This window comes from Pedobacter psychrodurus (assembly GCF_032678585.1).
Taxonomy (GTDB): Bacteria; Bacteroidota; Bacteroidia; order Sphingobacteriales; family Sphingobacteriaceae; genus Pedobacter; species Pedobacter psychrodurus_A.
The window spans coordinates 1-25,097 of sequence record NZ_JAVTSN010000055.1 but is presented as its reverse complement, the minus strand read 5'-3'; the positions used below and the strand labels follow the sequence as shown (position 1 = coordinate 25,097).

The window sequence follows — 25,097 nt, the reverse complement described above, 5'->3', positions numbered from 1 at the left end:
TGCCTGTGAATATATGTCTTTTTGTTAGTCGGGATTTGCAATCCCGACGCTTTTACTGCGGATTTTAAATCCGTATCCTGCTAAGTCCGGATTGCAAATCCAGACCAACTCTAAGGCAGAAAAGCATCCATGGCAACGGTTGGTTTGCCCGAATCATCAAAAGCGCCCAATTTATAACCGCTCCAACTGTTATAGGATTGCGGTTCCCAATAGAAAACCCCCAAACCTTTATTATTTGGTAACGATTTATTCTTTACAATTAAATCTTTGATAAAAGCTTTGCAAGCCACAGCTTCTGAAACTGGCATCCCCAATTCGCAGATCATCACTTCTGATCCGTAACGAGCAACCATATCTGTCATATTGGTTAAACATTGTGCATTTTTTGCCGACCAATCTGCAGCTGTAGGATACATCGACATGCCGATTACATCCCATTTGGCACCATTATTTTTTAACCCATCGAACATCCATCTAAACAAACTGTTATCATAGCCATTAGAAATATGCACCACCACTTTCGACGTTGGATTTACCGCTTTTACGCCATTGTAACCTGAAAGCACAAGTTCTGCAAAGTTTTTCATGTTTACAGAGGCTTTTCCATCATTCCACAACATACCGTTATTGGTTTCGTTACCTACCTGCACCCATTCAGGTACAATTTTATTGGTTTTTAAAACCGTTAAAACGTCAACGGTGTGGTTGTAAACCGAAGTCTTTAAGGTTGCAAAATCCTGTGCTGCCCATGCGGCAGGTTTGTTTTGCTGCCCCGGATCAGCCCAGGAGTCGCTATAATGAAAATCGATCAACAAACGCATGTTCATGGCTTTCGCTCTTTTTGCTTTCGCTAAAACATCAGCAGTATTGCAATAACCTGCAGCTGGATTTACCCAAACCCTCAGGCGAATGGTATTGATGCCTTTATCTTTCAAGATCTGTAACAGATCTTGCTGTGCTCCGGCAGCATTGTAAAACTTTTTACCAGCCGCTTCCATTTCTGTGAGCCAGCTTACATCGGCACCTAAAGCATAAGTACCAACGGGATCTGGAGCTGGATAAAGCTGCGTTTCACCTTTGATTGATTTTTTGCAGCCTGCATTAATTAGGCTAAGCAGTAAAATAAGGCCTAGCCAGTTTATGGTTTTTATTTTTTTCAACATCTTTATATTCTTAAGCAAGTTTGAACTTAATTTTCAGTTGTTATATTTCAACTTTTTGCCATGTCTTTATCCACAGATGTTTAGGATGCGCACAGATAAGACATCTGTGTTTATCTGTGTACATCTGTGGTTAAATCCTACCTTTATTTATTTAACCGAATACGTATAATTTCCATCACCCGCACTTAAATCCAAGGTAACCGTAAAAACACCTGTTTTGGCAACTGGTATATTAATACCGCCCCAGGTTGGTGCACCTGCATAAACCAATGCACCATTGGCATCAACTTTATAACTGATATCGTAACCACCATTACAGGTAAAAACAAATGTTTTGCCTGCAGTTAACGATACATTAGCGGCAACCCATTTACCAGTTGTTGCATTGTAAATTAAAGGTGTTGATGAAGTGCTCCAGGCATTGTCATCACCCGAAATAAAGAACTTCACAGGCGTATAGGTAATGGTTAATGCATCTACATCGGCGTTCACTTTCATGTAAGCTGGTGCAGGGGTAAGGTATAAATTACCTCCTGTTAAGCTCATCGTGGTTGAAGTACCTCCCCAACCATAAACCTTGCTTGCATCTTTGGTTGATACCAATTGAAAAGCATCTCCGCCATATCCATCGGCATTTGGCAGGTTGAGATAACCTTCATATTTCGAATTAAATTTGGCAGAGGTTAACACAAAACCATTGGTGCGTGCGGTTGGCGTTTTCCAGGAGTTGCCTCCTTTTACCATTAGCGCGGGATATTCTATAGTGGCTTTGTAGGGATTAACCGTCATGCTTAAACTAGCGTAAATGGGTTTGATGCTAGAAGCTGTTCCGGTATTCTGTGTTACTTCGGCTTTTAAGCGTACCACTAGTGTATTTGCAATGCCTGTTGGCAACAATAACTGATTGGCCATAAGAGAATTGAAATCTGCTCCTAAATATGCCTTTTCAAAAGTGCCTGTAGCAAGTTTAACCACTACGGCATTCGCCCAGGCATTTGCGCCAACAGTATCGGCAGGCACGTCAAATTCGAGAGAATAGGTTGGGATAATGTTTACTCCAAAGTTTGCAGCCTTAAAACTAAAGGTAGCTACATTGCTTGCATCATTGGCTGATGTTAATACCACATTGGCGGCCGAACTTTTAAAAGCAAGACTAGCCGCATTTGGTGGGCTAACTATATTTGTACTTTCTTCTTTTTTACAACCAAAAAACAGGCTGATTAAAAACAAAGTATAGATGATCTGAATAAATTTTTTCATGATAATGTAGATTAATAACCTGTATTCTGACGAAGATTTGGATTGGCCGAAAGATCGGTTGGCGGCAATGGATAAAGATTGTATTTACCATTTACGGCAGTACCATCTTTAACACCACCTTTCCAGGCCCATAAATAGGCGGCAGTGGTAAATTTCCCGAAACGGATCAAATCTGTTCTGCGGGTGGCTTCGTACCAAAGTTCACGGCCGCGTTCATCTAAAATAAAATCGGTGGTTAAAGCACTCGAAGTAATATTACCAGCTACACTTCCATTATAGGCACGGGTGCGCAACTGGTTAATGTAAGTTAGCGCCTGTGTTAAACTGCCACCACTACCACCGCGCAAAACAGCTTCTGCATAGGTTAAATAGGTTTCTCCTAAACGGAAAAGTGGAAAATCGATATCTGAAAAGTCTTTTGCAACATCCTGATGTGGAGCCGGACCTCCAGAGCCTGTTTTATTGCGAAATTTGGTGCTTGAGTAACCATCGTTCGAATTGTATAAATCGTTCACCTCCATATTTTGTCCCGACATGTAAAACTGTGCCCTCGTATCTGTAGCACCTGATTTATCAGCGAATAGATTCACAAACTGTTGTGTGATTCTTAAACCGCCCCAATCGCCGTTCGATCCTGAAACTTCTGCCGGAACGTGTGCCGGACCATGCATCAGAAAAGTGGTACCACCAAAATTTTGGGTACTGGTACCATCGTAATTGATCGTAAAAATATTCTCGTCGGTATTTAAGTGGTTATCGGCAATGGTAAGTTCGCGGTAGTTGCCATGTAACGTATAACCTGCAGCGGTAATTTTGTTGCAATAAGTAATCGCATCGGTATATCTGGCCGTACCAGTGTACACTTCCGCATTTAAGTACATTCTTGACAATAAAGCCCAGGATGCCGCTCTATCGGCACGACCATATTCGTTGGTTTTTGGTGCAGCCAGATCATTTTCAATGGCTTTAAGCTCTGATTCTACATAAGCGAATAAATCTTTACGGGCAATCTGTTTTGGCAGATCCTTACCTCCTATTTCGGTAGTTTCGGTAACCAGTGGCGGATTGCCATAAATATCCATCAATACCGCATATTGATAAGCCCTGATAAAACGGGCTTCGGCCCTGAATTTACGCACCTGATCTGCATCGGCGCCCGCAATTCCCCTTTTACTTAAATTATCCTCAGAAGATTGATTGATAAAATCGTTACAAAGTGTGATCTGGAAGAATGAACGGTAATATAAACCATTAATAATCGAATTGATCGACGACCAGCTCATTTCGTGCAAGCCCTGAATACCTGCATCGTTTTGCCACGACCAAACCGCCTCATCGGTAGTTAATTCCTGCAAATTCCAGTACAAACGAAGAAAATCGGAATTACCTTCATCTTTGATAATTTCAACAGGGATATCGGGCTGACCAACCGATGCATTTCCGGTGAGCGCAAAAGCACCATAAACCTTTGCTAACGATTGTTTGTAACCCGCTGCCGAAGTATATACTTTATCGGCGGTAAGGTCATTTGTGGGTACTAAATCTAATTTGTTGCACGATGTGGCAAGCATACCAATGGCACAAACGAGTGTGAATAATTGTAAAACACGTAGTTTCATATATTTTGTATTAAAACAGTTCATCATCCTAGAAATTAACATTTAAGCCTAAAGAGAAAATACGTGGTCGGGGATAAATGTTATTATCCACACCAGAGGCCACCTCTGGATCTAAACCTTTGTATTTGGTGATTACAAACACATTTTGTACACTGGCAGTTAAACCTAAGTTTGCTTTGGTTTTTAAGATTTTCCCAAAAGCATAACCCAGATTAACATTGTCCATTCTTAAAAAAGAAGCATTTTGGACATAATAATCGCTCAGTAACTGCTGCGTTTTAAAGTTTGTGGTGAGGTAATTTGGTGAAGCATTTAAAATAACTGCTGTACCCAAAATCTGGTTTAAATTACCGCTCTGGCTATAATTATTGTTGTATACATAATTACCTAAGTTGGCTCTTAGGGTGAAAGAAAGGTTCCACTTTTTGTAGCTTAAATTATTGCTAAAACCCAGAAATACTTTTGGATCGGCCTGTTTTCCTTTTTTGAAATCGTTCTGATTGATGACACCATCGCCATTCTGATCTACATATACCCCCTCAATCGGGTTGCCATTCTGGTCGTAAGTTTGTTCGAACAGATTGAAAGTATTTTTAGGTCCGCCAACGGCATTGATAAAGGCATTTTGTCCGCCAACACCACCAGCAATGGTTCCGCTAGGGAAACCCGCATAATTAGGATCGTTTGGCACCACCGTTAAATTGGTAATCGTATTTTTGTTATACGTGGCATTGAAGCTAAAATCCCAATTGAAATCTTTCTCTTTTATTGGGTTAAAATTCAGGGTTAACTCGGCGCCTTTGTTTTCCATATCGCCCACGTTTACAATTGCCGTTGCGGCAAAGTTTGTTCCGGCAGGCTGGGGAATTAAATTCAATAAATCGCTGGTTTTTTTGCGGTAAACTTCGAGAGTACCCGTAATGCGGTTATCCAAAAATCCGAAATCTAAACCAATGTTGGCCGTTGCAGTTTCTTCCCACTTGATGTTGGCGATGTAAGCACTTGGGCGGTACATCTGGTAAAAGGTATTGCCAAACTGATAAGAGGCATTTAAGGCGCTCAAACCATAGGTAGACATGTATCCGTAATTGCCAATCCCATCTTGCTGACCGGTGATGCCGTAACCCACACGCAGTTTTAATGCAGAAACGATTTTGCTATCCTTCAGAAAAGATTCATTTTTAATCGTCCAGGCTAAGGCCGCAGATGGGAAAACGCCATATTTAAAAGAAGGACCGAAACGGGATGAACCATCCCGACGGATTGTTCCCGTTAACAGGAACCGATCATCATAGTTGTAATTTAATCTTCCAAAGTAAGAAATCAAACGGTATTGGGGTTTGTTAAAAGCAAAAGCAGGATCAGAATTCACTACTTTATTCCCAAAAGCATCAAAACTTGGATAGTTATACTGTGTTGTTAAATAATCATTGTAAGAGTAACCTGCGGTGGCATCTACCCTACTTTTAATCGATTTAAATTCTTTAATATAGTTCAGGTAAAAATCCAGAACGGTATTTCTTCTGTTCTGCTTATATTGATTGCTTACGCCATTGCTTAAAATAGATTCGGCGGCATTTGGATCTACAGAAACCGTTCCTTTACCCGAAGCAACATCATAAGCGGCATTTAAATTGGCATGCAATTCTGGCAAAAAGTGAAAACTATAATCCAGTTGAAGGTTACCAATGCTGCGCATTGGTTTTGCACGATCTTCCCTTTGTTCTAACAACCCAACCGGGTTACGGCCAACCAAATTAACCAGGCCGGTTGGTGTACTTGGATCTAACCACTCCCAATAACCATTATAATCAGATCGGTTGGTATAAGTAGCCTGCGTAGGATCGAAACTTACCGCTCCACCGATTGCCGAAGTATTTGCAAAACGTGTGTTCTGCATACTTCCTTTCAGGTTGATATCCAGTTTTAAATGATTATCAAAAAACCTTGGGTTGAAAACAACAGCTGCCGAAGTTTTCTGCAACTCATCCGTCCTTAATACACCTGTTTGATTTTGATAACCCAGCGATAAACGGTAAGGCAGTTTTTTAATTCCTCCGCTAATGCTGATGTTGTTATCAGTAGAAAAACCATCCTGGTAAATCAAATCCTGCCAGTTGGTATTAAAAGTTCCCAATTGCGCCTTTTGTGCCGAGGTACCTTTAGCGTTCACAATGGAGCGGATTTCATCAGCACTTAGTACATCTAGCTGCTTGCTTAATTTGGAAACAGAATTCACTGAATTAAAGGTCACCTTTAAGGCATCGCCCAATCCTTTTTTTGTGGTGATGATGATTACCCCATTAGACGCCCTGGCACCGTAAATGGCCGCTGCCGAGGCATCTTTTAACACCGTGAAAGTTTCAATATCATTCGGATTAATAAAACTTAAAGGATTGGATGCCCCCGAAACGCCACCACTTTCTAAGGGTACGCCATCGATTACAAACAAAGGATCGTTACTCGCATTTAAAGAAGAACCACCACGGATACGGATCGTACTCCCACTTCCCGGCTGACCGCTGTTTGAGGTAATCGAAACGCCCGACACCTTACCCGACAACATCTGTTCTGGTGTACTGATACTTCCCTTTTGAAAATCTTTCACCCCTACAACGGCTACAGAGCCTGTAAGGTCTTGTTTTCGCGTAGTTCCGTAACCTACCACAACCACATCATTTAAAGTAGAAGCATCTTCCATTAAAGTGATGTTTAAAGCAGTGGTTTTAGAAACAGGAACTTCCTGTACTTTATAACCCACAGAGGTAAATTCGAGGATACCCGCTTTAGCTGGTATCTTAATGCTAAAGTTTCCATTGGCATCAGTTGAGGTAGCAATCGCTGTTCCTTTTAAGCGAACGCTTACGCCAGGCATACCCAAATTATCGGGTGCTGTTTTAACAACACCGGTAATGATAGCCTGTTGAGCAAAAAGATAGCCATGGGTAAAAATCAGTAGTAAAAGCATTAACATCCGCTTGTTACTCTTGATGAAAGATGTAAAAATGTGCATAGAATATTATGGTTAGAATTAACGATACAAATCAAGGATTTATCCCATTATCCGTCTTGTGCTATTGTTCATTTCTTTTGTGCTAATCGACATATTATTGGTTTAACCCTCTCATACGTCATCCCCGCGCAGGTGGGGACCCTAATGCAACCTGCAAGCCTAACACAGCGTTAAGATTCCCAATCGGGTTGGTAATGACGATCGCGCTAATCCCCCCACGCGTCATCCCCGCACAGGCCGGAATCCTAATACGTAAGAAAAACCTACCACAGCATTACCATTCCCAATCAAGTTGGTAATGACGACAGCTCTAACCCCTCATTCGTCATCCCCGCACAGGCCGGAATCCTAATGCGTAAGAAAAACCTACCACAGCATTACGATTCCCAATCAAGTTGGGAATGACGATCGCGCTAATCCCCTCACGCGTCATCCCCGCGCAGGCAAGGACCCTAATGCAACCTGCAAGCCTAACACAGCGTTAAGATTCCCAATCGGGTTGGGAATGACGATCGCACTAATCCCCTCATGCGTCATCCCCGCGCAGGCGGGGATCCTAATGCAAAAGAAAAGAACTACCACAGCAATTTTAACAAACGTTGCTAAAAAATCAATTATCTTTATCGCTTCAGAACTCCCTGACCAAACCTTTAAATGAATACGCTAACGAAATCCTTTTTCCTGCTCCTCTTTATTTTTTCGATAGGAGACGTTGGCGCACAAAACCTAAAGTTTAAACATGTTAGTGTAGAAGACGGATTATCGAACAGCACTATCGAATGTATATTTCAAGATCACCGGGGTTTTATTTGGTTTGGCACACGCGATGGCCTGAATAAATACGATGGCAACCAGATCACCGTTTTTAAACACAGCAAAAACGAGAACAGTATCAGCGATAATTTTATCAGGTGCATCTTTGAAGATAAAAACCATATCTTATGGATCGGTACTTCAGACGGATTGAATAAGTTTAATGCCGAAAAGAACAACTTTTTAACTTATCGGGCCAAAGACAAAAAAAATCAGACCAATAACATCATTACCTCGGTTAAAGAAACCAATAAAGGAATCTGGGTAGGTACTTATGGCAACGGACTCAACTTACTTGATCAAAAATCGAATATCTTTAAACCCTACCTCTATCAATCCAAGCTAAAAACCGACCGAACAGATTATATCAATGATTTATACTGCGATACCAGCGGAAATATCTGGATGGCCACCGATGCGGGCATTCGTGTTTTAAATCCAAAATCGGGTAATGTAATGGCCATAAAAGGCCTGGAAAAGGAAAGTTTTAGGGTAATTAAAAAAGATCCAAATGGTTCTTTCTGGTTTGGAACAGAAGAAAATGGTTTAATCCATTTCGACCCAGACAAGAATACCATTAAAACCTACCAGCATCAGGAAAAAAACAGCAACAGTATCGGTAGCAATCTGGTGCGGGCCATTGTGTTCGACAAAGAAAAAAACTTATGGATAGGTGGCATCAACGGAGGTTTAAACCTTTTTAATTCAAACACCGAAACATTTACGCATTACCAGAATGAACCTGGTAATGCTTTCAGTTTATCGCAACGTACCGTTTCGTCGCTTTTTATCGATCAGCAGGAAAACTTATGGATTGGTACACACCGCGGTGGAGTAAATCTATACAGTCCACAAGCTGAAAAATTTAAGCTGATTCGTCAGGAGCCTAACAAAAACAGCCTAAGTTATAATGACGTGAGGGCTTTCCATGAGGATAAAGCCGGCAATATTTATATCGGAACAGATGGTGGCGGACTCGATATCTATAACAAAACCAGTAAAACTTTTATTCACCACCGCTACAATCCTTTTAACCAAAATAGCATTGGGGCCGATGCCATCCTCGATATTACAGAGGTAAAAAACAACATGTTACTGGTGGGTACATGGGCCGGTGGATTAAACCTGATGCACAGCGATGGCTCTTTTACCCGTTTTAACCACAGTGCCAATCCGAGCTCCATTTCTTCGGATTATGTTCAAAAATCATTCGAAGACAGCAACGGAAACATTTGGATAGGCACCTATTATGGCGGGCTCAATCTTTTTGACGCGCAAAGCAAATTGTTTAAACGCATTACGGAAGGAAAAAACGGCAGTCAGTTATCGGGCAACAACATTGTTTCCATTAATGAAGATCAATATAAAAACCTGTGGATAGGCACTGATGATGGTGGTTTAAACTGTTATAACCTCAACACGCAAGTGTTTACCCATTATTTTATGGGTAATGGAAAAAAGCCGGATTTAAGGGTAATTTTTATCGATAGCAAAGGAAATTTGTGGGTCGGTCAGGCTGGACTTTACCGTTTTAACCGGACCAAAAACAAATTTGAGCTTTATACCACTAAGGCAGGCCTATCTACCGAATTTATAAAAGGAATTATCGAGGATGATAAAGGCAATTTTTGGATATCTACTGCTCATGGATTAACCAGATTTAACCCACAAAACGAAACCTTTAAAAAATACAATACCGGCGATGGTTTACAAGGGCTTGAATTCGAGACCAATGCTTATTTAAAAACTCGGGATGGAGAAATGTTTTTTGGCGGGATAAATGGCTTCAATTCATTCTTTCCCGGCGATATCAAAACCAACAGGTTTATTCCCCCCGTTTACCTCACGGAGTTTCAGATTTTCAATCAAAAGATTTTGCCCAATGCCGAAGGCTCTGTTCTGGAAAACGACATTAGCTACACCAGAGAAATCGAGCTGGATTATGACCAGGCCTCCATATCTTTCCGTTTTGCCAGTCTAAATTACGTAGCGAACGAAAATAACAATTATGCCTACAGACTAGCAGGTGAAGATAAAGACTGGATTTTTGCAGGCCATGTGAAACAGGCCTTTTACACCAACCTCGATCCCGGAACGTATACCTTTAGCGTAAGAGCATCAAACAATGATAATGTTTGGAATACAAATGGCACTGTGTTAAAAATCGTAATCCATCCTCCGTTTTGGGCAACCTGGTGGTTTAGGCTCATTGTTATTGTCACCGCTTTATATTTAACTTATTTAGCATTAAGTTTTAAACGCAGGCTCGAAATCCGAAAAATCGAAGAAGAAAAAAGGGAAGAAATGCATCAAACACAGCTTCAGTTTTTCACCAACATTTCGCATGAGTTCCGCACACCACTTTCATTAATACTAGGGCCGATAGAACGCCTGTTAAGAGAAGATACGCAAGAAAGCTTCCAAACATACTACAATACAATCCACCGCAACGCCAACCGCTTATTAAGGCTCATTAACGAACTGATGGATTTCAGAAAAACGGCTTCAGGGGCTTTAAAGTTAAACGTAGTAAATGGCAACCTCAACCTGTTTATCGATGAGGTTGCCGAAGAGTTTTCGGAAATGGCCGCTAAAAAAGAGCTCAGCTTTACCGTAGAAAAGGAAAATATCCCTGCCGATATCTGGTTCGACAGGCAGGTGATCGAAAAAATCATCCTCAACCTGATCAACAATTCCATCAAATACACTAAATCCGGAGGAACACTTAAACTTCAGGTTTTTACTGATCTTAATGCCCACCAACCGGCTTTCGAAAACCAATTGGTAATCAAAAGTGATTATGAAGCCAATTCTTATATCTTTTTCCGCGTAATCGACAGTGGAATCGGGATTTCTAAAGATTCTATCCAGCATTTATTTGAACGTTATTACCGGATTACCGAAACACATCTGGGCTCAGGAGTTGGTTTGGCTTTCGTAAAAAGCCTAACTATCCTCCATAAAGGATTAATAAAGGTATCCAGCGAACGGAATAATGGAACAGAAATTATTATCGGTATCCCAGGTAGCAAAGCGGATTATACACAAAACGAACAGTTTAGCCAAAATAATGAACCTGGAGGAACACGATTAGAAAGCATCAATTATCGCTCGGAAACTGAGGTGCTACATGCCAGTATAGAACAGACACCTGCAGATGTTGCCACAAGTATCCTGATTGTAGACGACAATGAAGAGCTAAGAACATTTTTAAAGGATACCTTAAGCCCCTTTTACAGCATTGCCGAAGCTTCGGATGGCCATTCGGGACTTGAACAGGCTAAAAATAACCTACCAGACCTGATTATCAGTGATGTAATGATGCCTGGAATGAATGGAACCGATTTTTGCAGGCGTATTAAGGAAGATATTGAAACCAGCCATATTCCATTTTTAATGCTTACGGCGAAAAATAGTGTTGAAGCTGAAATTGAAGGTGCCGAGTCGGGGGCTGATCTGTATTTCACCAAACCCATCAACATTAACCTGTTGCAGCTCACCATCAAAAACATTTTTGAGCAAAGGCAGAAATTGAAAGATCACTATTTAAAAAATAAAGATACCGAACCCAAAGCACTTGCCCATTCGGAAAGAGACAAAGCTTTCATCACTAAATTATTGTCGATTATTGATGCTGAAATGATCAACCCTGAAATGGATATCGACTATCTCTGTAAAGAAATCGGCATGAGCAGAACCAAGTTATACCAGAAAATAAAATCGATAACAGGTCAGTCTATCGGGGAATTTGTACGTTCTGCACGACTTAGAAAAGCCATAGAGATTATGAAAACCGAAGATGTATTAATGACAGAGGTGATGTACCGGATCGGCATACAAACACAATCGTACTTCACCAAGGCCTTTAAAAAAGAATTTGGGGTAACACCAACAGGTTATATGCAAAACCTTAAATCTTAAAATTGAATATCAATCTGTCACGCTGAGCGGAGTCGAAGGGCCTATTACTACTTAGCCTGAAATCTTATTTTAAGGATGCCTGTAAAAGTAAAAAAGCCCTTCAATCCTGAGAGGGCTTTTTCATAGTCGTCTATCCCTATAAGTAGGAAGCCCAAAACTAATTAATGCGTTTAATATTTTTCGGGTTTGAATAAACTGAACAGAAAAAAATTTCCACTCAATTCATCTTTATTATTTTGGCTTTATGTGCCGTTAAACGGCTATAATGAGTGATTACTCTATTCCTTTTGCATTCATTGGAATTACATAAAGCGATTTTGAAGCCGTGATAAACAACATATTTTTGTTCTTTCCACCAAAACAAATGTTCCCACACCACTCTTCGGGTACATCAATATGCCCAATTTTTTCTCCGCTAGGCTTGTAAATGTTCACTCCTTTTCCAGTGACATAAACGTTCCCGTTGCTATCTAAAGTCATCCCGTCCGAATGTTGGTTAACAAAAAGTTGCCTGTCTGTTAATTTGGCATCGGCACCAATGCGATAACGGTATGTTTTATTAGCGTTCATATCGGCTATATATAATAATTTACCATCCGGAGTACCTACAATACCATTGGGTTTAATCACATCATCAGCAACTACGATGGCTTCTTTTTTTCCTTTGGGAAGATAATATACTTTCTGTCCCTCGATTTCAGGCGATTTACGCGTCCAGTAATCGCGTTGATAATAAGGATCGGTAAAATAAATACCGCCCTTCGCATCTAACCAGATATCGTTTGGCCCGTTTACCTTTTTACCCTCATAATCACTAAAGAGTACCTTTATCTTTTTGTTTTTATCGATAGACCAGATCTGGTTGTTTTCATCCGCACAAACAATCAGGTTGCCTTTCTTATCGAAATAAGTACCATTTGCCCTGCCTGATTTATCCATATACAAGCTTAGTTTGCCATCAATGCCATATTTCCAGATCTTATCGTTGGGTTGATCGGTAAAAAAAACGTTGCCTTTTTTATCAACCGATGCACCTTCTGTAAACTTAAACTGTGCAGAAATCACCTTTAAACTGTCCTGAACAAAAAGATTTTGACCATTGCTTTGTGCAAAAGAGACCATGCTTAAGGCAGAAAATGCCAGAGAGAAGAAATATTTTTTCATTTGTGTTTTATTATTGTTAGTCGGGATTTGTAATCCCGTCATATGAACTAAGGATTTTTAATCCTTTGGTGGATTGCAAATCCACAACTCAAACAGTCGAGATTACAAATCCCGACTAACCAATGTAAAGATATTAACTTACCCGCTTCCCTTTCAGTAACATGTTTAGTGCATCGTTCAGTGTTCCCGCCTTTTGCACCTCCCCTTCGTTTACAAAATAGATTTCATCGGCATTTCCGATGGTATTTAAACGGTGGGCAATGATCACAAGGGTAGTTTCTTTCGAAAGTTTATTCAAAATGCTGCCCAAAAGCTGTTCGGTTATGGTATCAATATTTGCTGTAGCTTCATCAAGGATCAATAATTCAGGATTACGTAAAACCGCACGCATAAAGGCAAGCAATTGTTTCTGCCCCAGGCTGATACTGTCTGATCCGGAAGTAATCGGTGTATTTAATCCTTCATCAAATATGGCCAATAGTGCGTTCAGATTAGCTTCTTCAATTATTTTCTCCAGTTCCGCATCACTTACATTTTTATACTGACTATTGCCATACAAAATATTTTCTTTTACTGTTCCGGTAAATAAAAATGGCTCCTGTAAAATAAAACCGATCTTTTGTGTTCTTTCCTCAGCAGAAAAAGAACGGATATCTTTACCATTTAACAAAACCGTTCCTTTTGTGGCGTCGTATAAACGGGAGATTAGCGAAGCCGTAGTGGTTTTTCCTCCTCCGGTTGGACCAATTAGCGCATAGGTTTTTCCTTTTTCGAACTTCAAATTAATATTGTGGAGAATTTCCTTACTATCGTCGTAAGAAAAATGTACGTTTTTAAACTCCAGTAAAGCATCAGACGTAACGGTTTCATTTACCGCTATCTGTTTCAGATTGCTTTCTAAGGATAAGATCTGCGATATCCTGTCCCAACTCGCCATGGCCACCTGAAAACTGGTCCAAAGGGCAGCCAGTTGCCTTAGCGGATTATAAAAATTGGTGGTATAAGCAATATAACTCACCAATAAACCCAATGTAAAGTTGCCTGTAGAAATCAGATGTATCCCGAATAATAAGGTAATCAACTGCGCGATGCTTGATAGCAGACCATAAACCGGTACAAAAATATTATTGGCCAAACCTGCGCCAATGGCCGTTTTATAGTTTTCGGTATTGGCCTCATCAAAACGTTTTCTAAAGTAATCTCTTCGGTTAAATGCAATGATCACCTTAAAATTGTTCAGGCTTTCCTGTATTTCGGCACTCATTCCGCCAACACTTTTTAAGTTTTTGGCGTTCTTTCCTTTTACCCATGGCGATAAAGCCACCGTAAAAAGTACAATCACCACTGCAGGCGACAATGTTGCCGCACCCAATTCAACATTAATCGAAAGCAGGAAAATACCGGCACCGATCATGGTTACGATGCTACCAATAAACTGCATTAACGACTGTGAGAAAAACTGATTGAGTTTATCGGTATCGTTATTCACTCTTGAGATCAGATCGCCAGCTTTATTCTGGTTAAAAAACGAAACGGGCAATTCCTGTAATTTATTAAAAATGGCATTGCGTAAAGTATATAACATGCGCTGGCCTACCCCGCCCATTAATCTGGTTTGGGTATAACCGGTAACCATGGCAATCATATACATCACCAATAATATACCGCCGAAAATAAGCACACCATGAAACTGTTTGGTACGGATATAGGTATCAACGGTATGGCCTACCAATAGCGGACCTAAAAGCAATAAACCCGAGTTCACCAAAATGGCAATCAACGCCAGCCAAAGATTTCTCCGCTCAGCAGAGATGAGTTTAAGCAGACTCTTTAACGCCTTATAAGTAGATTGCTTTTCCTGCTTGGTGCCAAGCTGGTTAAGATTGTAGTTCATAGTTGCTGGTGCTCTGTTGTGAATTGTAAATCTGAACATATTCAGGACTGCTTTTCAGCAATTCCTGATGGGTTCCTTCTGCAATGATTTCGCCCTGCATCAGCAAGATCACTTTGTCGTAATGTTCAACAGAAGCTATTTTTTGGGTAATCGAAAGTAAAGTTAAGCCAGGGTAATTCTGCTGGATATTCTCTAAAATCCTTTTTTCCGTGTTCGTATCTACACGGGCTGTAAAATCATCAAGCAACAAAATTTTAGGATTCACAGCCAAGGCCCTGGCCAGCATAATCCGTTGTTTTTGTCCGCCTGAAAGACTGTTACCCCTTTCCGAAACAATGGTATTCAATTGATCGGGCAAGGCATCTACAAAATCTTTAAGTTCGGCAGTGGCAATGGCTTTGGCCAGAGATTCATCCGTAACGGTATCGCTAAAGGCAATATTTTCCCTGATGCTCATGTTAAACATAATGCTGTCCTGGAATACAAAACCTACCTGCTGGTGAAAATTTTCCTGGTTATATTGTTTAATTTCTTCACCATCAAATAATACCGCGCCCGAATCGGCATCAATCAACCCCGTTAAAATATAAAGCAGTTGTGTTTTTCCCGCAGCTGTTGGACCAATTATCGCAGTTTTAGAACCTGGCTTTGCCGAAAATGAAACCGATTTTAAAATTGGTTTTTGTCCAAAGTTTAAGCTAATATCTCTCACTTCCACATCCCCATTCAACTGTGTAGTTAATGTACCGGGATGGTTGATCTCCGCCGCATTGAGTACACTTTCAATCCTTTGGTAAGAGGCCGTGGCCTGTGCAATCACATTACTCATAAAACCGATTACCAGAATGGGGAATATAATAAGGGTAAGGTAACTGCTAAAGGCGGTAAACTCTCCCAGGGTCATCGAATTGGTAATTACAAAGTGACCACCCAAAACCAAAATACATAAACCAGATAAATTGGCGGTAAAAACAATAACCGGAATCAGTGCCGCAAACATGCGGAGAATGGAAATCCCTAAATCCCTTGCTTTGGCATTCGCATCTAAAAACTTATTGTATTCTAATGCCTGTGAATTGATTACGCGGATTAATGCCGATCCCAAAATACTTTCGCTGATGACCTTGTTCAACCAGTCTATCACCTCCCTGCTCTTTTTGAAAAGTACCCTAACCTTGCTCAATACATAGAAAAACGCGCCGCCAATAATCGGTACAATGGCGATTACACAAAGTGCCAGTTTCCAGTTGATCATGAGCAGCAGAATGCTGGCGCCAACAATTAAAAAGATAGATGAACAAATGGAAACGATAGCCTGCGAAACAAACATCTTAATCGAATCGGCATCGGCAGTAAGGTTGGTGAGCAGTTTCGAGGGGTTAGCCTGAATAATATAGGCATGGCTCTGTCGCGAAATCTGATCAGACAACCTGGTTCTCAAATCTCTAGCCACACGTTCAGAAGCATAGGTTTGTACAATACTCTGTAAATAAGTAAAGATAAAAACCAGTACAATCGCCAATGAAAACTGGAACAGGATGGATTGAAGATTGAAAGTTTTGTTGGTATAAGAGTCGATACCGCTTGCAATAATCTTCGGTAAAAGCAGGTTGATGCCATTACTGAGTAATGCAAAGAGGATCAGCATAAAAATTAAGCCCCTGTAATTTCCAAGTAAACTGAAGATACTCGGCTTTTTGGCTCCTTTGGTTTTTTCCATATCAATGAAGATACCTTAAATTGTAGATGCCAAATTTAGCCGAAAGAAATGATTAAATGAGAAAATAATTAATTAGAGAATGATTGAATTTTGAGTGAGTGAATGTTTTAGGGGGATTTTAATTAAATCAATCTTCCTTACATTCAATTATCCACTCATTCAATAATTAATTAGAGAGTGATTGAATTTTGAGTGAGTGAATGTTTTAGCGGGATTTTAATTAAATCAATCTTCCTTACATTCAATCACTCAATCATTCAATCATTCAGTCATTTAAATTATTTGCTTTCCTTCAAAACCATATCAATGGTAATCGCTGTGGCTACAATCGCAACCTTTTGATTACTTTCGGCATAACTGGGATCGATAGAAACATTGTATTTATCGGCCGTAGTGAAAACTTCTTTCAAAGCGCCAGCCCATTTTTTGTTTATTTTGCCCATCTCAGCACCTGCATTATTGGTAATGCTAAAGTTCCAGGCCTTCCAATCGCCAGATATTTTGGCAATCTCCTCACCCGATGTTGGACTCGAAATGGTAAAAGTGGGTTTAAAGAACTTAAATTTTTGTTTAATAATACCCACTTCAACACCAAGCGGATCGGTAACAATAATTTTCGACATCCAGAACGTCCAGCCTCTGGTAATGGTGGCCTGTAGCTGGTCGTTGGTATCGGTAATTTCTAATTTAAAAGGCATCATACGCTTATCAATCAATAAGGTTAAAGCCTTTTGCCAGCCAGAAATACGCTGTTTAATAATCCCGATCTGAGCGCCCTGATCGTTATACACTTTGTACTCGTTTGCAAACTTTAAAAAGTTTACTTTCTCATCAATAAAATACTCGTCGCTTAAAAAAAATGGAGGAATCTGCTTGTTCATATTGTAGATTTAATATTAGATAAGCCGCTAAAATATATATTTTTTTTCACTGCAAGTTCTAATTAGGTGTATTCGCAACACAAGCGCTCATTTTAAACGGGATGGCAGCGATATGCCCCGATTTTTCATCGGGGATTTAGCGAACAGCCCGGCTACATTTCCCGATGAAAGACTACAGCACCTTTCCAAACGATTTAAAAACCAATTTGCCGCTAAACATTGTTAACTTTGCAGCAAAAGCCATTGAAGAAAATGGTTAAACCCAAAACACATGATTGAAATAGGAAAATACAACGAGTTAAGGATTTTAAGCAAAACAGAAGCTGGATTAAACTTAACCGACGGCGATAAACTGGTAATCCTGCCTTACCAATACGTTCCAAATGGCGTAGAAATAGGCGATAACATTACCGTTTTTGTTTTTGTACAAAAAGATGGCCGTTTAACCGGAACAACTCAAAAAGCTTATGCCGAAGTAGGCGACTTTGCTTTTTTGAAAGTAGTTTCTGATGGTGATGACGGTGTGTTTATGGATCTGGGTATCGATAAAGACGTATATGTGCCAGACCGCGAACAAAAAAGGCCGATGCAAAAAGGCTATAAATATGTGGTTTACCTATATCTCGACGAAAGTAACGACCGCTTATTGGCTTCTTCTAAACTCTACGATTTTGTGGAAGAAGATGGCTTCGATTTTGAAGAAGGTGATGAAGTGAGTTTATTGATTACCGAAGAAACCGATCTTGGTTTTAACGCCATCATCAACAACACTTACATTGGTTTATTGTATAATAACGAGGTTTTTGATAACATCCAACCGGGTGAAATGCGCAAGGGATGGATCAAGAAAATCCGTGTAGAAGGCAAGATTGATTTAACCCTGCAACCAAGTGGTTATGGCCATATCCTCGATTCGAAAGAGATGATGCTGAAAGAATTGAAAAAGAGCGGCGGTGTAATCGAACTGGGCGATAAAAGTTCTCCTGAAGATATTTATCACCGTTTCCAGATCAGTAAAAGTGCCTTCAAAAAAACCATTGGCTCATTGTATAAGGAGCGTTTAATCATACTTTCTGACGATTCGATCAGATTGATTACTGACGACGAAGCAGAATAAAACTAATTAGCCCCGCCTGCCCGATTGTTCAGGCGGGCGGAGCAAAAATAATGAAAGATTCCCGCCGTAGGTAGCGACCAATCATGAGGGTCATAAAAGCCTCCTGCAGTGTGCAGCGAGCAATCATGAGGGTCATGAAACCCTCCTGCAGTATGCAACGAGCAATCATGAGGGTCATGAAAGCTTCCCGCCGTAGGTGGCGACAAATCATGAGTAATCAAAAATCTATTCTACAGACCTCTCCACTACAGTTGAGGATGACGAAACTTAGTTAGCCACGGAAACACAGATTAACACGGAATCGACATATTTTTCCGTGATTCCCGTACCTCCCTGCCCTGCCGTTCAGGCGGGCGTGGCAAAATGGTAATGAAACTTAGTTCAAATTAAACTTATCGCTCTGAATCTTCACCGCATTAGAAGCTGAAACAATCGCCACGATCATAATCCCGATCACGATGGCCAAAATGACCTGTAGCGTAGAGTAAACTTTTGTGCCCGAAACAAATATTTCTGATCCTTTGATCAGTTCATTACCAACCTTGGATTGTATCTTAATCAGTGCCGAGAGTTTGGCCAGCGTTTGGTTTGCCGCATTTCTACCCATCGATTCATAAATGGCCCTGCCCTCCGCTCCGGCAATGTTCAATATTTTCACTTCTAAACCTTGTTGTACAACCAATGCCTTTTTAAGGTCGTTCAAAAAGCTTTTTTCTTGTTTCACCAATAAGGTAAGCTCGTATTTATTAATAACCGAATCAATTCTCCGGTTGTGTTTATTCATCTTCACTATTCCGGTTGAGGGATTTCCTGATAATGCTTCCTGAAGAATTTCACTTTTATAATACAGGTTCTCTGCTATAAAGTATAAATCTGTAGCCGGAACAAGTCTGTCGTTGTACATTGAAATAAATGATTCATTAATCTTTTCTACACTTTTATCTTCCAAAAACCGGATCAATAAGGTGCAGCACATGATACAGAAAAGTAAAAAAGCAATTTTCAGCTTGTTTTTGAGGCTAAAGGCAAATTTCATCATATAATTGGTTAGTTTCTAAACGTCTTAGTAATTATACCTCACTTAGATCCTCACCCTGATCCGATAGCTATCGGATTCATTTCAGGATCTCTTCATAAGATAGATGCTGAAATAAATTCAGCATGACGGTATTCCCTAAAAATAGTCCTCTAGCGCCGTCTTCGCAAAAAGCTGTGGTGCAAAATTGACTAAATATAACTCTTTTTTGGCTCTGGTTACGGCCGTATACAGCCAGCGGAGAAAATCTAGATCAATCATTTCTTCTGTTAGGTAACCCTGATCAGCAAAAACCGCATCCCATTGCCCACCCTGGGCTTTGTGACAGGTAACTGCATAAGCAAATTTAATCTGCAGGGCATTATAAAAAGGGTCGGCTTTAATGGCCAGCATCCGTTGCCGTTTATTGGCAATGTGTTCATAATCTTCATTAAGACCGTCAAAAAGCTTTTTATTTTGCTCATATGGCAAATTTGCGCTTTCCAGATTAAGGGTATCCAGCATTACTTTACAGCTGATCTGTCCGGCAGCAGGGAAATCCATAAATTCTAAAGTAGCATCTGCAAAGCGGAATCCATAACGTTCTTCTTCTCCCCTCACACGGATCACTTTTGCCATATCGCCGTTGGCGATAAAAGCAGTATCCTCATTTTCGGGCAGCCAGAAATAATTGTTCCGTACCACCATAATCTGATCACCGCCTGTCAATTCTTCTTCGCGATACAGCAGCCTTGCCCTAATCTGCTGGTTATACACATTGGCCGATTTATTGGAACGGCAAACCACCAGCGTATTTTCCATCCCGAATTTCCGGTAAGCATACTCCAATCCCTCAACTAAACGTGCGCCCGGCATATTATAAATGTCGGTATAATTTTTAGTCAGGAATTTAGGCAAAGGATTTTCAGGATTTTTGGCAATCTGGTTCCGCAGCATGGTAGCATTGGCCAAAATACCCGATTTTTTGCCCTGGCGAACCACTTCCTTTAACTCAACAGAAGAAACCGTTAAGGCAAATTTATCTTTAAGATATTGTTCGTTCAGCGCCGGACTATCTAAACTCCCAACGGGCGGTAACTGTGCGGTATCGCCCACAAAAAGCAGAAAACAGTTTTTGGTGTTGTATACAAACTCAAGCAGGTCTCTTAATATTGAAGAGCCCGTTTCATTAAATTCATCGGCAATCATCGAAGCCTCATCAATAATAAACAGGGTATTTTCGGAGAGGTTTGGCGCCAGCTGAAACTGCATTTCGGGCGATGCCGCCGATCGTTTTCGGTAAATGCGTTTATGTATGGTTAAGGCCTTACGAAAAGAATATTGGCTCATCACCTTTGCAGCCCTTCCTGTTGGAGCCAAAAGTTCGCTACGCAGGTTAAATTGTTTCAAAACCTTTACTAAAGCCGCAACCGAGGTGGTTTTACCCGTACCAGCATAACCTTTCAGCACAAAACAACGGTACTCATCATCCTGTTGCAAAAACACCGACATGCGCTCGCAAAAAAGCAATTGCTCCCTGGTAGGTGTATGTTCGTATGCCGAAGCAATAAGCTGACTTTTATTCTGAATCATTAAGGGTTAATTGTATAAATTGGTTAATCGGTTAACTGTTTTCAACTACCATTATTAAAAAATAACATCTTTATTTTGAAAAGCAATTATTGTGCTAATCGGTTCCGTTAGCCCGTCTTTCCGCTGTATCCCCGATTAAACCTGTGAAAAAATTAAAATGGATTTCAAATCGTGGGATGCCGCTTCAATACGGTTTAGGAGGCAAATATAGTGCTCTTTTTAAGCGACCCTTGCCTCAACAATAAAACGATTAAACAGTTTTCGTTATAAGAGTAAGGTTTCGATGCGATGTGCCATTACCATATTTTGTTTTTTGCTATAACTGAAAATGGTAAAATGACCATCCTGAGAAGCGACCAAACCGATAGACTGGGGTTGATCGTTAACAAACTGCGCAACAGAGAAATGCCTGGTTCCACCGAGCTGGCCAGGATAAAGAATCTTATCTTCACCACCAACAATCGGTTCCGAAAAGGCAATCTGCTCTACCGTTGGTTTGCCTTTAGCGCGACCGATTTTCGCACCGAATGCGATCAGTCCGAACTCCTCATTGATAATCGTTGCACCATCTACCGCCGTTAAACCGGCCAAATGGTCAACTTCGCGACGTACAGCACCCTGCGAGAAAATTTCACTTTGGTTACCACTTTGTTTCGCCAGATTGGATAAACCGCAAAATGGCGGCTCTACCAGATATTGTATCGGGTGGATAATCGATTCTTCCCATTTCGTATCGCCCTTGGGCACAATTAACAAGGCACCGCCTCGTCCATGGGCACGCATAGAAACCGAAAACTGGATGAGGATATTGATCGGGTCGTTCCAGCTCGCCAGAACAGTTAGATCTAACAAGGCCTGTAAAATAGGCGGACAGTCTTTATTCGTACAGCTCCGGTCGTCTACAATCCGGATCTGCTCTCCTTTTAATACCGCTACGTTGGTAAATTTACCTATGCCGTAAATCCTACGGTGTTTGATTACGATTAGTCCAGGTTCGGAAACATCTACAACAAAACAAAAATTAGGGATGTTTAAGGTTGTGCCCCAGATATACAGTTCGCCATCCTCCTCCCAAACGCCTAAGTGGATGCCCGAACGTTCTATTCCGGGCGCTATTTTGGTTAAGGTATTGGCGTTTAAGGCCAGCTTTTTTGCAAAACGCAATGGTTTTGACGCTTGTTCAGGAGGTAAAAATGCAATCGAAATCCGTGGCGAATGCCCTTCTTCCTTACGCAGGCTGCTCCAAAAAGCCACATCAATGATCGCTTCAATTATTTTACTATCCGGTTGAGTAGCCAGATCTATCTCACCCTGTTCAATTGCATTTTTGTGCAGCTTAACAAAATGTTGCTCAATAGTAGCCGCAATCGTGTTTGCAGCTTTATAAGTAGGCTTGTAACTCATGTCCCGAATTTAAGCCGAATATTTCGATTTTTGAATACCCGAAAGGTTTGATTTTGGTAAAAAAATCTTTAGGTTTTAACCGCAAAGTACGCAGAGAATGAGATTAACCACAAAGGCGCAAAGAACACAAAGTGAATTGTATATTTCTGGCCCATTATAAATCCCTCAAGTGAACTAAGATGTCTTAGGTGGTAAAAAAATAGGGTTCAATAGTTCACTTGTTCATTAGGGAATTGGTTAGCATGGTGTAGAAAATTATTCCGTGCTAATCCGTGTCTCCGTGGCAAAATCTCACACATTCCGTGTTAAAACCAAAAAATTAACCTCATCTTACCGTTAATCCTTAAAAAACTCTATTTTTGTTTCAATGAGTAACAACAGTCTCTTATTAGTCGACCCGAATTTTAAAGCTGGTGCATCTGCAAACTGCCATTTATTGTTAAAAATAACGAATGATAGCTTTTCTTATGCAGTAGTGAGTAAGGATGCTGAAGAGATTCATGTCATTTTTGATAAACAAGGTTGTGAAGATGTCCAGAAAGAACTGAAATCAGCTTTCGAAACCGATCATTACCTTTCTTTAAACTATGCAGCCGTAAAAGCGGCCATCCATACCTCAAACTTCCTTTTTATTCCCGACGAATGGTTTGATGAGGAAAATTTAGCTGTTTATTCTAAATATCTAGGTACAGAAGCAAAAATTTACACCAAACATAACGATGACCTTGGCTTTAACACCGTTTTTTGTTTAAACGAAAGCGTGAAAGCCCATTTGCCCGAAAAAGCGAATGTATTCCCACAATCAGAACCTTTAATGGTTTTATTTAGCCATTTGGCTGATGAATCGCTACTGATTGATTTTACTGCAGTATCTTTTAATGTATTGTATACAAAAGGTAAAAAGGTTGTTTTTCAAAATCATTACGAATCAGAAAATGCAGAGGAGTTTAATTATTTCTTATTGTTAATGATTGAACAATTGGGTTTAACTGAGGCCGTTCCGGTTTATATTCAAGGTATCATAAACGAAGATGACGAGCATTACAACTGTTTGTTAAAATATTTTAATCAACTTTATTTCTTCCTTCCAGCCGGAAAACAGAATAGCGAATTATTGGCCGATATGCCAAAACACTATTTCAGCGGCCTGCTTGCTTTAGATTTATGCGAATAATTGGTGGCAAATTAAAAGGCATCCGTTTGCAGCCTCCTGCAAATTTACCGGTACGCCCAACAACGGATATGGCCAAAGAAGCGCTATTCAATATCCTCAACAACAAATATGATTTTGAAACCTGTACCGTACTCGATTTATTTTGTGGAACAGGGAATTTAACCTTCGAATTTGCCTCACGCGGTGCAGAAAGTATTTTAGCGGTCGATATGGATTATGGCTGCGTAAACTGGGTAAAAAATACAGCAAAGCAACATCAGTTTAACCAGATTGATGTGCGCAAAGGCGATGTTTTTAAATTACTAAAACAGATGACTGGCGCTTACGATCTGATTTTCGCCGATCCGCCTTATAACATGCCGAATATCCCACAAATTCCAGTGATGGTTAAAGAACAACAGTTGCTAAAACCCGATGGTTTATTAATTGTAGAACACCAAAGCAATATGAAACTGAATAGTCAGCCCGGTTATACCGAAACCAGAAAATACGGCAATTCATCATTTAGCTTCTTTGAATTTAGTTAAATTGTTCATTCGTTCATTGCGAACTGCAAATGGTTAACTGCAAACTTTTTTGTTCTGCTCCAAACGCCAGGCATTTAGCGCTAGGCTATTTCTCCTTTCAGCATAAAAATCTATATTTGAATCATGAAGATAGCGCTATTTCCAGGCTCATTTGATCCGATCACCATTGCTCACGTAAACATTTTACAACGTGCCACACCACTTTTCGATAAAATAGTGGTTGGAATTGGATTAAACAGTTCGAAACAGAACTTCCTGAGTGCAGAACAACGACTTCAGATTTTACAGACCGTTTTTAAAGGTTACCAGAACATCGAAATCCAAACTTATGAAGGTTTAACGGTCGATTTCTGCAGAAAAATTAATGCCAAATACATGGTACGCGGCATCCGTTCGGCAGCAGATTTTGAATATGAAAGAGCCATTGCGCAGATCAATCAAACCATGATGCCCGAAGTAGAAACCATTTTACTTTTAAGCAAACCCGAATATTCTGCCATTAGCTCTACCATCGTCCGCGATATTTTAAGAAACCACGGCGATGTAAGTCCATTTGTACCCAAAAAAGCACTTAGTTTTTTATAATTGTGCTTTCAGGTGTTACCACCTGACTGATAGATACGTTTAGGTACATATTTATAGTTTGTATTTATTTGTGTCAGATAGAAATATCTGACACCACCATCATCATTCCCCTCTTTCAGCTAATCTTTACACACATTTATTTATAAAAAAATACATTATAACGACCTGTATATCAATTATTTACGGTTTATTTTTCGTATATTTAATGATGTTAGATCATTGTTATTCAGGTGT

16 protein-coding genes are annotated in these 25,097 nt (G+C 40.2%); 5 read left to right on the top strand and 11 right to left on the bottom strand.

The window, feature by feature from the left end:
• Positions 1 to 110 precede the first annotated feature (110 nt).
• From R2S57_RS26150 to R2S57_RS26135, 4 genes are all read right to left on the bottom strand, one after another.
• On the bottom strand, positions 111 to 1,163 hold the full coding sequence (locus R2S57_RS26150) for an arabinogalactan endo-beta-1,4-galactanase (protein WP_316847867.1): 1,053 nt from the start codon (positions 1,161 to 1,163) through the stop codon (positions 111 to 113).
• Positions 1,164 to 1,310: 147 nt separating this feature from the next.
• Positions 1,311 to 2,423, bottom strand: coding sequence for a SusE domain-containing protein (locus tag R2S57_RS26145; RefSeq protein ID WP_316847866.1), 1,113 nt, complete (start codon positions 2,421 to 2,423; stop codon positions 1,311 to 1,313).
• Between the two features lie 11 nt (positions 2,424 to 2,434).
• Positions 2,435 to 4,042 carry a RagB/SusD family nutrient uptake outer membrane protein gene (locus tag R2S57_RS26140; RefSeq protein ID WP_316847865.1) on the bottom strand — a complete coding sequence of 536 codons (1,608 nt, stop codon included), beginning with the start codon at positions 4,040 to 4,042 and terminating at the stop codon, positions 2,435 to 2,437.
• Positions 4,043 to 4,070: 28 nt separating this feature from the next.
• Positions 4,071 to 7,055: a TonB-dependent receptor gene (locus R2S57_RS26135; protein WP_316847864.1), complete on the bottom strand. Its 2,985-nt coding sequence runs from the start codon at positions 7,053 to 7,055 to the stop codon at positions 4,071 to 4,073.
• Positions 7,056 to 7,709: 654 nt separating this feature from the next.
• On the opposite strand from R2S57_RS26135, the gene R2S57_RS26130 reads away from it, so the two are divergent.
• On the top strand, positions 7,710 to 11,789 hold the full coding sequence (locus tag R2S57_RS26130) for a two-component regulator propeller domain-containing protein (RefSeq protein WP_316847863.1): 4,080 nt from the start codon (positions 7,710 to 7,712) through the stop codon (positions 11,787 to 11,789).
• A 273-nt stretch (positions 11,790 to 12,062) separates the two neighbouring features.
• Here the strand turns inward: R2S57_RS26130 and R2S57_RS26125 are convergent, their stop codons facing one another.
• The 4 genes from R2S57_RS26125 to R2S57_RS26110 all read right to left on the bottom strand — a co-directional run bounded on the left by R2S57_RS26125 (position 12,063) and on the right by R2S57_RS26110 (position 17,448).
• Positions 12,063 to 12,953: an SMP-30/gluconolactonase/LRE family protein gene (locus R2S57_RS26125; RefSeq protein WP_316847862.1), complete on the bottom strand. Its 891-nt coding sequence runs from the start codon at positions 12,951 to 12,953 to the stop codon at positions 12,063 to 12,065.
• A 133-nt stretch (positions 12,954 to 13,086) separates the two neighbouring features.
• Positions 13,087 to 14,847 (bottom strand): ABC transporter ATP-binding protein, encoded by a 1,761-nt coding sequence (locus R2S57_RS26120; RefSeq protein WP_316847861.1) that lies wholly within the window; start codon positions 14,845 to 14,847, stop codon positions 13,087 to 13,089.
• Positions 14,831 to 16,567, bottom strand: coding sequence for an ABC transporter ATP-binding protein (locus R2S57_RS26115; RefSeq protein WP_316847860.1), 1,737 nt, complete (start codon positions 16,565 to 16,567; stop codon positions 14,831 to 14,833). Before R2S57_RS26115 ends, R2S57_RS26120 begins: the two co-directional genes overlap by 17 nt.
• Positions 16,568 to 16,845: 278 nt before the next feature.
• Positions 16,846 to 17,448, bottom strand: a complete 603-nt coding sequence (locus tag R2S57_RS26110) for an LURP-one-related/scramblase family protein (RefSeq protein WP_316847859.1) — start codon at positions 17,446 to 17,448, stop codon at positions 16,846 to 16,848.
• 271 nt (positions 17,449 to 17,719) lie between these two features.
• On the opposite strand from R2S57_RS26110, the gene R2S57_RS26105 reads away from it, so the two are divergent.
• On the top strand, positions 17,720 to 18,565 hold the full coding sequence (locus R2S57_RS26105) for a S1 RNA-binding domain-containing protein (RefSeq protein ID WP_316847858.1): 846 nt from the start codon (positions 17,720 to 17,722) through the stop codon (positions 18,563 to 18,565).
• Between the two features lie 376 nt (positions 18,566 to 18,941).
• On the opposite strand, the gene R2S57_RS26100 is transcribed toward R2S57_RS26105, so the two are convergent.
• The 3 genes from R2S57_RS26100 to R2S57_RS26090 form a co-directional block, all read right to left on the bottom strand.
• Positions 18,942 to 19,604, bottom strand: a complete 663-nt coding sequence (locus tag R2S57_RS26100; RefSeq protein WP_316847857.1) for an MCP four helix bundle domain-containing protein — start codon at positions 19,602 to 19,604, stop codon at positions 18,942 to 18,944.
• A gap of 135 nt (positions 19,605 to 19,739) precedes the next feature.
• On the bottom strand, positions 19,740 to 21,173 hold the full coding sequence (locus R2S57_RS26095) for an ATP-dependent RecD-like DNA helicase (protein ID WP_316847856.1): 1,434 nt from the start codon (positions 21,171 to 21,173) through the stop codon (positions 19,740 to 19,742).
• 264 nt (positions 21,174 to 21,437) lie between these two features.
• A complete protein-coding gene (locus tag R2S57_RS26090; protein WP_316847855.1) occupies positions 21,438 to 22,577 on the bottom strand; it encodes a putative sensor domain DACNV-containing protein in 1,140 nt (379 codons plus the stop codon).
• A gap of 367 nt (positions 22,578 to 22,944) precedes the next feature.
• Here R2S57_RS26090 and R2S57_RS26085 point away from each other — a divergent pair, with 367 nt between their 5' ends.
• The 3 genes from R2S57_RS26085 to coaD all read left to right on the top strand — a co-directional run bounded on the left by R2S57_RS26085 (position 22,945) and on the right by coaD (position 24,863).
• Entirely contained in the window at positions 22,945 to 23,751 is an 807-nt protein-coding gene (locus R2S57_RS26085; protein WP_316847854.1) for a DUF3822 family protein, read from the top strand.
• Entirely contained in the window at positions 23,742 to 24,278 is a 537-nt protein-coding gene (rsmD, locus tag R2S57_RS26080; protein ID WP_316847853.1) for a 16S rRNA (guanine(966)-N(2))-methyltransferase RsmD, read from the top strand. Before R2S57_RS26085 ends, rsmD begins: the two co-directional genes overlap by 10 nt.
• A gap of 123 nt (positions 24,279 to 24,401) precedes the next feature.
• On the top strand, positions 24,402 to 24,863 hold the full coding sequence (gene coaD / locus R2S57_RS26075) for a pantetheine-phosphate adenylyltransferase (RefSeq protein WP_316847852.1): 462 nt from the start codon (positions 24,402 to 24,404) through the stop codon (positions 24,861 to 24,863).
• The last annotated feature ends 234 nt before the right edge of the window (positions 24,864 to 25,097 follow it).

Coding starts and splice junctions, on each gene's coding strand:
- R2S57_RS26145 (WP_316847866.1), bottom strand. CDS start 2,423: ATGAAAAAATTTATTCAGATCATCTATACTTTGTTTTTAATCAGCCTG.
- R2S57_RS26140 (WP_316847865.1), bottom strand. CDS start 4,042: ATGAAACTACGTGTTTTACAATTATTCACACTCGTTTGTGCCATTGGT.
- R2S57_RS26120 (WP_316847861.1), bottom strand. CDS start 14,847: ATGAACTACAATCTTAACCAGCTTGGCACCAAGCAGGAAAAGCAATCT.
- R2S57_RS26095 (WP_316847856.1), bottom strand. CDS start 21,173: ATGATTCAGAATAAAAGTCAGCTTATTGCTTCGGCATACGAACATACA.
- R2S57_RS26150 (WP_316847867.1), bottom strand. CDS start 1,163: ATGTTGAAAAAAATAAAAACCATAAACTGGCTAGGCCTTATTTTACTG.
- R2S57_RS26115 (WP_316847860.1), bottom strand. CDS start 16,567: ATGGAAAAAACCAAAGGAGCCAAAAAGCCGAGTATCTTCAGTTTACTT.
- rsmD (WP_316847853.1), top strand. CDS start 23,742: ATGCGAATAATTGGTGGCAAATTAAAAGGCATCCGTTTGCAGCCTCCT.
- coaD (WP_316847852.1), top strand. CDS start 24,402: ATGAAGATAGCGCTATTTCCAGGCTCATTTGATCCGATCACCATTGCT.
- R2S57_RS26090 (WP_316847855.1), bottom strand. CDS start 22,577: ATGAGTTACAAGCCTACTTATAAAGCTGCAAACACGATTGCGGCTACT.
- R2S57_RS26110 (WP_316847859.1), bottom strand. CDS start 17,448: ATGAACAAGCAGATTCCTCCATTTTTTTTAAGCGACGAGTATTTTATT.
- R2S57_RS26105 (WP_316847858.1), top strand. CDS start 17,720: ATGATTGAAATAGGAAAATACAACGAGTTAAGGATTTTAAGCAAAACA.
- R2S57_RS26100 (WP_316847857.1), bottom strand. CDS start 19,604: ATGATGAAATTTGCCTTTAGCCTCAAAAACAAGCTGAAAATTGCTTTT.
- R2S57_RS26125 (WP_316847862.1), bottom strand. CDS start 12,953: ATGAAAAAATATTTCTTCTCTCTGGCATTTTCTGCCTTAAGCATGGTC.
- R2S57_RS26135 (WP_316847864.1), bottom strand. CDS start 7,055: ATGCACATTTTTACATCTTTCATCAAGAGTAACAAGCGGATGTTAATG.
- R2S57_RS26130 (WP_316847863.1), top strand. CDS start 7,710: ATGAATACGCTAACGAAATCCTTTTTCCTGCTCCTCTTTATTTTTTCG.
- R2S57_RS26085 (WP_316847854.1), top strand. CDS start 22,945: ATGAGTAACAACAGTCTCTTATTAGTCGACCCGAATTTTAAAGCTGGT.